The sequence below is a fragment of the uncultured Nevskia sp. genome (assembly GCF_903885465.1).
Taxonomy (GTDB): Bacteria; Pseudomonadota; Gammaproteobacteria; order Nevskiales; family Nevskiaceae; genus Nevskia.
Window position 1 is genome coordinate 1 of sequence record NZ_CAISIQ010000282.1, and the last position, 9,268, is coordinate 9,268.

General features: G+C 58.8%; 7 protein-coding genes. 1 reads left to right on the forward strand and 6 read right to left on the reverse strand.

Features of this window, described 5'->3' with window-relative positions; genetic code table 11:
- From QZY06_RS10585 to QZY06_RS10610, 6 genes are all read right to left on the reverse strand, one after another.
- Window positions 1–703, reverse strand: a 703-nt coding sequence (locus QZY06_RS10585) for an SDR family NAD(P)-dependent oxidoreductase (protein WP_295683868.1), incomplete at its 3' end; no start/stop codon positions are given.
- A gap of 299 nt (window positions 704–1,002) precedes the next feature.
- On the reverse strand, window positions 1,003–3,621 hold the full coding sequence (locus tag QZY06_RS10590; protein ID WP_295683872.1) for a PAS domain-containing protein: 2,619 nt from the start codon (window positions 3,619–3,621) through the stop codon (window positions 1,003–1,005).
- 125 nt (window positions 3,622–3,746) lie between these two features.
- Window positions 3,747–4,379: a YfiR family protein gene (locus QZY06_RS10595; RefSeq protein WP_295683874.1), complete on the reverse strand. Its 633-nt coding sequence runs from the start codon at window positions 4,377–4,379 to the stop codon at window positions 3,747–3,749.
- Between the two features lie 4 nt (window positions 4,380–4,383).
- A complete protein-coding gene (locus QZY06_RS10600; protein WP_295683876.1) occupies window positions 4,384–6,324 on the reverse strand; it encodes a TonB-dependent siderophore receptor in 1,941 nt (646 codons plus the stop codon).
- A gap of 349 nt (window positions 6,325–6,673) precedes the next feature.
- Complete coding sequence (locus QZY06_RS10605; RefSeq protein WP_295683878.1) at window positions 6,674–6,931, reverse strand: hypothetical protein; 258 nt, start codon at window positions 6,929–6,931, stop codon at window positions 6,674–6,676.
- 181 nt (window positions 6,932–7,112) lie between these two features.
- On the reverse strand, window positions 7,113–8,018 hold the full coding sequence (locus QZY06_RS10610) for an alpha/beta fold hydrolase (protein WP_295683879.1): 906 nt from the start codon (window positions 8,016–8,018) through the stop codon (window positions 7,113–7,115).
- A gap of 872 nt (window positions 8,019–8,890) precedes the next feature.
- Here QZY06_RS10610 and QZY06_RS10615 point away from each other — a divergent pair.
- A partial coding sequence (locus QZY06_RS10615; RefSeq protein ID WP_295683880.1) for a hemerythrin domain-containing protein occupies window positions 8,891–9,268 on the forward strand: 378 nt, incomplete at its 3' end.

Sequence of the window (9,268 nt, forward strand, 5' to 3'; positions counted from 1 at the left end):
GCCCGCCCATGGTGCGCTCGCGGATCAGGCTCCGCTCGAACTCCGCGATGGCCGCGAAGATGTGGAAGACCAGGCGCCCGCCGGGCGTGGTCGTGTCGATGGCCTGGTCGAGCACCTGCAGGTCGATCCCGCGTTCCGCGAGCGACGCAGCTAGAGACTTAGTGAGGCTGGAAATTGCCGCTTTCGTCGCGGCGTATATCATCAAACCCGGACTTGGCACCAGAGCCTGGATGGACGAAGTGTTGATGACGCTACTACCCGCCCTTAAATGATTCGCGGCAGCCTGCACGAGATAAATCAAAGCGAAAACGTTGGTGCGAAACGTTGCGTCAAGATCCTCCGCCTGAACATCCTCCAACTGTTCGTAGACCCTTTGAAAGGCAGCGTTGTTGACCAGAATATCGAGGCTGCCGAACTCCGCAACGGTTCGCTGCACCAGCAGCCGGCAGAATTCCGGATCGCGGATGTCTCCCGGTATCGAGAGGGCACTCCCACCCATGCGCTCAATAGTCTCCACGGTGAGCCGTGCATCATCTGCATCCACTTCAAGGGAAGTGATCACCACGCGAGCGCCTTCCTGTGCATAGAGCAGAGCGACCGCGCGGCCAATACCGCTGTCGCCACCCGTGATCAATGCGACGCGACCATCAAGGCGCGCACTGGCCCGATAGCCGCTCTCGCCGTGATCGGCTAATGGCGACATAGCGCCATCCTTCCCGGGTGGATGCTGAGGTTGATGTTCAAAAGGTGGCTTTGGTCCCCGCGTTCGGGGATCCTGCAATTGGGCTGCCTTCATTGCTTGGCTCCTTAACTTGTATCGACGATTCCTGCACCATTCACCGTCGAATACGTCATTTGGAAAGGTGAAGTCACAGAAAGTGACGAGCACTCGCCATGCCTGCGAAATCTCGTGTTATTTCTGGTGCCCGACGTGGTCAGCCGACGAGGTGCGTTGCGCGCGTGGTCTGCCAGCGATCGTCGAGGCAGAAGTTATCGCGCCACCTATTCGCTCTTGGCGGTCAGCGCCGAATTCAAGCTGGCGATTAGCATGTTGAAGTCGACTGGCTTCCTGAAATGCATGTCAAAACCGGACGCTCGGGCGCGATCGATGTCCTCTTGCTGTCCCCATCCGGTCAGCGCGATCAACACGGGTGTGGCACCCCAACTCTCTGCGCGAATGGTTTGCGCCACTTCGTAACCGTTAATTTGTGGCATGCCAATGTCGAGGATAAGGACGGCCGGGCAATTGCATCGCGCGATCGCCAGCGCTTCCATCCCTGAATAGGCAACCTGCACGTCGAAACCGCGGACGCCGAGCAGCAGAGCCAATGAGTCGGCGGCGTCCTGATTGTCGTCGGCGACCAAAATGCTGCATTCACTGGTGGTCGTAGCTTTCGTCTCCGCTGGACTACGGCTGATCGAGGACGGGTTGGCTATCAAAACCGAGGATGGCAGATGAATGGTAAAGGCACTCCCGCTGCCTTCGCCCTCACTGGCGGCCTCTACGGACCCTCCATGCAGCAACGCCAATCCCCGCGTTAGGGCCAAGCCGATGCCGAGCCCACCATTGCTACGTTCCAACGCAGCTTCCACCTGCGAGAACATTTCGAAGACAGTGGTAAGGGCAGCCTTGCTTAAGCCAATTCCATTATCACGGACCGCCACCCTCAGACCTTTCTCGTCGACATCAGCTGAAACGGAAATCTGACCTCCGCTTGGGGTGTACTTCGCCGCGTTTGTCAGCAGGTTACACAGCATCTGAGAAATGCGAAGGGGATCGACGTTTAGTTCGATGGGGTCCGGCGGTAGCATGATCGTCAACTGATGCTGCCGAGTGGTGATCAACGGTTGGGCCGTTTCTACTGCTGCGGCAACCAGATCAGCAAGTCTGACCGTTGCCTTTTTAAGTTCCAGGCGCCCCCGGCTAATTCGCGAGACGTCAAGCAGGTCATCAAGCAGCAGTGCCATGTTGCGGACTTGCCGTCCGATGACGTCGCGGCCCCACTGACGTTGTTCATCTGTTGCTTGCGGCGACCCGACTACTTCCGCAGCGTTCCGGATCGGCGCCAATGGGTTACGCAGTTCATGAGCCAGAGTGGCCAGAAACTCGTCCTTACGGCGATCGGCGGCGAGGAGCGCATCCTCGGTCCGCTTCAGTCGAGAAATATCGAGATTGATGCCGGCCCAGCCCTGGATCGCGCCATCGTCTCCTCGAATCGGCAAGCCCTGCGCCAGAATTGCGTGATATTTACCGTCGATGCCGAGCACGCGATGTTCGCGGTACCAGGCACTACCGCGACTGGCGCAGTCGCGCCATGCTTCGATTGTTGCTTCGGCATCGTCCGGATGCAGCACATTGCCCCATCCAAATTCCGAACACTGCGCCTGCGTCATACCAGTGAGATGAAGGAATGATTCGCTGGCATATGTGTTCCGCCCAGAGGGATCGGTGAGCCAGACGCCGTAATCGATCGATTCTCCAATCGCGCGATAAACAAGCTCGTTGTCGCGACGCGCCTGCTCCGCTTTCTTCTGCGCGGTAACGTCGATCAGGAGCCCTGCCAGGCGACGGGGGCTGCCATCATCGTCGAACTGCACCTTGCCTCGCGCGATGACCCAGCGCAGACTGCCATCCGGCTGGATGATGCGGAGTTCCTTGGAGGCAAGGGTGCCGGTGACCTGTGCCTCAGCCTTGGCTGCATCCCATGCTTGAATATCGTCCTGATGAATATTGCGCCGCCGCAGCTCTGTATCGCGGCCAACCATCAGTTCGTCGGACCAGCCCAATAGCGCTGCGAAGTTGCGATCAACAGTCAATTCGCCCGTCTTGAAGTCGCGGACCCATCCGCCGATCTCGGCCGCGGCCATCGTACTTTCAAGACGGGCGTTGGCGCTGGCGAGTGCCGCTCTTGCAGCCTGTCGCTCGGCGACCTCTTCCAGCAGCGAGGCATTCGATTCTTCCAGCGCTTGGGTGCGTGACTGCACCTCGTCGAGCATTCTATTCAGCGCCTGAACCACGACACTGGTTTCATCTTCCGTGGTCTGTTCCAGGCGCAACGAGTAATCGCGCCGGTTAACGATCTGGCCGGCGACCTCAGCGATCGCCTCCAGTGGTGACGTAATCGCACGTTGCAACGAAGCCGAAAGCGACAACGCCAGCGCGATACTCAGCACCATGACCGACAGGACAATGCCGAAATACGCGCGAACCCGGCCTATCACTTCGTAGCGTGCACTTAAATATAGGGTGCCGAGGAATTCATCGTTGTATGAGATGCGTCGAATGATCTCCACATGCTGGCCGTTGATCATCACCCCATCGAACTGGTCAGGGGCGCGTTCCGGCGGTTCCGCCTCCCGCGGCCTGACAAATTTGGCGTAGAGCTCCCCGTCGGGGGAGTAAAGTGCCGCCCCCAGTACCGAGGGGCGCGCCCGCAGCGCAGCGAGATTCTGTGTCGCGACCTTACGGTCGTCGAATGCCATCGCCGGCGCTGTCGACAGCGATAGAATGTTGGCCTCGGTTGCCACGTCTTCCGCCCAGGACGCACGATAGCTGTAAAAGTCGTGGCCAAGGAAAGCGATACTGGAAACCAGCAACGCGAGCGAGGTGGTCAGCAGCACCACAGCCACCAGCTTGCCGCGTACCGACCGCCGGACGTCGCGTAGGGACCGTAACGTCGCCGTCGACCGCGCCACCATCTTTCCGAAACGGGGGCGGAGATTGGCTTGGTGGCCGTTGCCGGACATCACAGACTCGCCAACCGGCTTAGACAAACCCAGTCTTCGGCCTGCGGCGGCACCACTGGCATGCAGGGGAGCTCCGAACGAGGTGAGCCGAGGACACGGGTGGCAACGGACAACAACGCCGGATCGAGCTTCAATCCGAGCTTCGCCGCCGCCGGCAGCGAAACTTCAAATCGCACGCGCTGATCGACGAGCAGGAAGTTGACCACACTGCCTTCATTGAGGCCGCGCTCGTGGTCGGTGACCACCAAGACCGGCTGTCCGGCCAGTGCCTCGACAACGCTTCGTAGATCGCCGTTGTAGTCCGGTCCGACGTACAGCAACTGGGCATCGGCAATTTCATCGATCGCCTGAATTGAACGCGCCTTGGCGGGAAGGTTCTTGATCGAACGCCCGGACAGTATCGGGCCCAGTTCTTCTGCCACCGCATCCGAGCCGAGCACAGCGATCGTGAACATCGGCTGGCTGAGTGCCTGAGCCGGCCAATCGACGTAGCCGGTGAACCGATACAGAAACGCCGCCTTGACGGAATCTGCCCGGTAAGTCGCAGCCGAGACAGGAAACAGCACGGAGCACAGCCCTAAGAGCGTGACAAGAATGCCGAATGCCAGCCTGACGGCGCGAGCACTTTTCATGGGGTCAGAACAGCCACCGAATTTGGCCGACGACCCGGCGGCGGATGTATTCGCCGCTCGGTGCCGGGTACTCCAGGTGTTGGTCATGCAGCAGGTTGAAGCCAGTAACCGACAGGTCGATGGTCGGCGAAATCGAGTAGCTGACGGCGGCATCAAGTTCTTGATAGGCAGCCAAGCGAGGCTCCGGCAAGGCGCCAACATGACGAAACGTCAGATTAAAGCTGGTGCGGGCTGCGATATCCATCGACGAGGTCAACAGCGCCTGGCGGCTGGGGTCATTTCCGGCCTGCGAGAAATTGACCACGGCGACTGCGCCGGGCTTGAAGGCCAGATTCCGGTGCAGGAAACGCACACCTGGCGCCAGCCGCCACCAATCGGTGACCTGCCACTTGCCCCAAGCTTCGAGACCGTAAGTATCTCCCTTGAGCCCGTTGCCCCATTTCAGTGGCAGAAACTCAGTACTCGACTGGAGATCGATGCTGCGGAGGTCGTCATAGCGGTTGTAGAACGTCGTCACTGACAAGCTCAGATTTGCCAGAGGCTGGACGCGATAGCCGAGCTGGAAGGCATCGACTCGCTCCGGATCGAAGTTTCGAATTCCTGTCAGAAAGGGCGTGTTATCGACCAGCTCGATCACGTCCCTGTCGAACGGGGTCGGCGAGCGGATAGCCTGGGACGCCGCCGCCCATAAGAGCTGTTCGTCGGTGATCCGCCAGGCTAGTCGCAGGTCCGGAAGCGGCGTCACGCCGACGTTCGGATTGCGTTCCAGCTTAAGGCCGACGGTCAAATCGACACTGTCGGAGAGCGCGATGGTGTCCTGCGCGAAGAGATTGGCGATCACCAAGGTTCGCTCATTCGGCTCGAAAGTCAGGCCTACGCCATCGCTGATCTGGTAGCGGTGCACTCGACTACCCGTCCCCCAGACGATCCGGTGCTGGCCTAGTATCGTTTGTTGCTGAAGCTGGACGTCAAAAGTGCTCAATGTGAATGCCGATCCGCCTGGCGGCTGAGCGCGCTCGGTGTAGTCGTAATAGCTCTGCAGTTGCCATTCGCTGCCAGCACCGCGATGTTGCCAGCGCGCCAGCACATTGCCGCCCATCAAGGTCTGGTCGTCGCTATTGGGCTGGCTTTGATTGGCTCGGTAGAAATCACCCTGCGTGGTGATCGAGTCGGCAGCACCCGACCAGTCAGCCCGAAAGCCACCCTGGGCTTTTTCCCAGGCGTCCAGCGCGCTGTTGCCGTCCGCAAGTTCTTCGGCATCCCGTTTGAAAATCTTGCCGTAGACGCGGTACGACAGAGCCTCGTCAATTTTGCCTCCGTAACGGCCGCTGATCCGTCGATCTCGGTTGCCGATACCACCTTTGACCAGGCCACCGTCGGTCAAGTAAGCCGGACGGGTGATGACATTGATCACCCCGTTGACCGCGTTGGCGCCCCAGAGGGTGGCTCCGGGGCCGCTGATGACCTCGATCCGATCGATGTCTTCCATCAGCAGATCCTGAACGTCGAGGTAGATGCCGGAATACAGCGGCGTGTAGACGCTGCGCCCGTCGATCAGCATCAACAGCTTGTTCGAAAAGTTCTGGGCTTCTTGGGCGCCACCGGAGCCACGGGCGCCGGCGATGTAGTTGCTGGCGCTGTACTGCGAGACCAGCAGATTGGGGGCCAGCCGAAGCGCTTCGGAAATACTGGTGACGCCGGCACGCAGGATGTCGTCGCGGGTAATGACGTAAATCGCAGCGGGCGCACTGCGCAAGCCTTCCGATGTTTTCGACACCGACGTGACTCGAAGGTTTGATAGGCCTTCGAGCGACAGGTCTTCCAGACCGTCGACCCCCGGCGCAGTGTAGGCCGCAGCCGGTACCATCACGGCAAGAATACTTATCCACAGTCTCTGGGCCAGTCTTTGGCAGCCGCTGACCCCACCCTGTCTGGCAATATCCATCCCCTTTTCCCCGAGCGTTATCGTTATCTGGACAGCGGTACCTCAGACGCTCACCCGCTTGCAGTGCGCGAAAATATCGCCGTTCGGCATGACACATTGACGGCTTCTTTTGAGCGCAACCCTATCTCGCAGGCATCATTTTTTCAAAGTTGAACAACTGTTCTCCGCAACGTCACCAAATGTTGGATCAGGCCCGGGGTCTCCCCTCACGACAACCAACGCGGTTGTCCACTTTGAGAGCCGCTACGCGGCGCCTTTTGGATTTGATGCAGCGGCAGCGCTGGGCCGTAATCCGGCAGCCGTCGCGCGACTCGGCATCTGTGCCGACCGACATTTGTCACCGCGCCCGTTATCTCAAGCCCGGTTTACGGAGCTTGGCTTTGAAATTCGGCGGCAGCTGATCTTTTAGTTCGGGTGTCGGATGGTCCGGCCCGATTGGATTGCTGGGCGTATCCCGTTTTCGGACTTCCCGAATCTCGGGATCGGAAGGCGGTGCGCCGTGCTCGCTACCGGGTGTTGGAATCGGTTCCCAGCCTTCGTCCTCGGCATTCCAAACCTGCGGCTCAAGGTGAGGATCTTTCGGCGTCGCTGTTTTTGATTTGCTCACGGATACTTCTCCTGTATGAGCGTCCGCGAACATCCGGACGTTTGCGACATAAGCACCCAAACGGCTGCGGCAGCAATTGCTTCCAACAGATATGCGGGCTTGCAACCCTTGATGTTCTAGCAGCCAGCCTGACTCGAGGAAGCTAAACACCTAGCACCACACTGGTTGACCTTGGGACCAGCTATCGATGCGCCGTGCGTAACGCTTCCGTTTGCGTCAGCTGTACCGATCGAACTCGAAGAGCGTGCTGTCGCAGAAACAACTTGTATGCAGAAATGAAGTGCTGTCGCATCTCGAAATGGGGCATGGCACCGGTGTGGAACACACTGATGTGCCAGTTTCTGCGCTTCTCGATCGGTTTCTCACCACGGTATACGGTGAAATCTCCACGAACGCCGTGCGACATCCAAACCGGCAATTGCAACGCCTCGTAGACGCAAGAGATATCGGCGCTGAACAACGCCAGCGTTACGAATCGTAAAGGCGCATAGCGAGCTCCTGGTTGAGCGGCAGTAAACGTGCTGTAACGCCACAAGCCCTCATCAATTTGCCTGCTACCCCAGGTTCGTTCTAAAAAATATCGGATGGTCCTCGGCCGCGACAAAGCGATAAACAGCGCTTGGCCCAACGGTCTGAAGGACAGCAACCAACTCACAAATTTCAACTCTCGGCTGCTCTCAGGCCTGTCGTCATGACGATGCTCAGTTTCGAAGCCCGTTGGACTAATGAGGCCCAGCGATCGAAAGGCTTTGGGTGCCTCCGCCGCAGCGCGGGCGAGAAATTCCGACGATAGGGACAATGCCATTGCATCGATCTGAACAGCGCCATGGCGGCTGGCGATTTCCGCGACCAAAACGTGGATGGCGTTGGTCATGATCCTCGGAGAGTATTCGACATCGTCCCGCTCGGAAAAGCCAAACCCAGGCAAGTCGATTGCATAGACCGGACGACGTGTCCGAAAGTACTCATACAAGGGCTTCATCTCGTAAGCCGACGCGGCGGCGCTGACGCAATGAATCAGCAGTAAAGGTGGATCCGCTTCTGCGCCGTCCACCAGCGAATCTGGCCCGGCGGTGTAATAGCTCACGATGCCTGCGGACGCGCAGTTGACGTGGCGCCGAGTCCCAGTTAGCGCCGGCGGCAGTCCCGCTTTCCGGCGGCAGTCCCGCTTTCCCGACAGGAGTGCCTCGGGAACGAGCAAGCCACGGAGTGGCCAACCGCAATTCGTCATGATGGATGCCAGAACGGACGTCGGTCATCAGATGCCCCCGCGGTTGCGTCAACCTGCGGCGGTAGCACCCAACATGCCTGCACGCATACGTCAGCCGTTGCGCCATCGGCCTCTTAGGTAAGCGGGACAGCATTTGGGAAGATTCCGACCAAGTGCGCCGGAATTCGAATGTCTCATCCATTGCGCTGAACTCAAGGAGGTCTGCGTACCGGAGAACTTCTGGCGGGAAACGACACAATTCTTATGCTGGCGACGAGCGCGCCTGTCGTCGCGAAGACTTCATGCTTGCACGTTTGCAAATCCGAGCACATGACCGGAAAGGGGCGGGCAAAAAATCTCGGTGGGAACGCAGGGTGCTAGACAGCACGCAAGACAATCTCCTTCCGGCCCTCCCCCTTGCTGGGCCGCTTACTCGCCACATTCCCCCGTGCGGCGAGTTTTTTTTTGCAGCGCAACTTCATCATTTGGAATTTCGGCTGCAATTTCTTCAACGCTTGTAAGAAATATAAATTTGCCCGTAGCAAATGTCGGCTTGGAGCCGGGCACTTCGATTGTCTGCCGTCGGCCCGGAGGACCCGATGCTGAGCAAGCTTACGACCGTCTAAGTGAAAATCGCCCCGAACTTTCAACTGAACGTCCAGGCACGTTGGCTGCTGGTCGATCGGGACAGATTCGTGGGCTCAAGATTCTGCTCCCGTTGTAGCTCGCCATGACCCAGGAGAACAGCCATGCTCAACACCATCAAGAACAAGCTGGACCCGCGTCCCAACGCGATTGGTCTTCTCAAGAATGATCATCGTGAGGTCGAAGGCCTGTTCGGCGCCTACAAAGACGCCAAAGACGCCCGCAAAAAGAAAAGCATCGTCGCCAGTATCTGCGAGGCGCTAGAGGCCCATACCAAGATCGAGGAGAAGATTTTTTACCCGGTCGTCAAGGAGCACAAGGATCTGGCGGACATCGTCAACGAGGCACTGGTTGAACACGCCGGCGCCAAGAAACTCATTCGTGAACTCAAGAACGGTTCGCCAGCGGATGAGCTTTACGATGCGAGAGTCACTGTTCTGGAGGAATACATTCGGCATCATGTCAAGGAAGAAGAAGCCGAA

Coding starts and splice junctions, on each gene's coding strand:
- QZY06_RS10595 (WP_295683874.1), bottom strand. CDS start 4,379: ATGAAAAGTGCTCGCGCCGTCAGGCTGGCATTCGGCATTCTTGTCACG.
- QZY06_RS10600 (WP_295683876.1), bottom strand. CDS start 6,324: ATGGATATTGCCAGACAGGGTGGGGTCAGCGGCTGCCAAAGACTGGCC.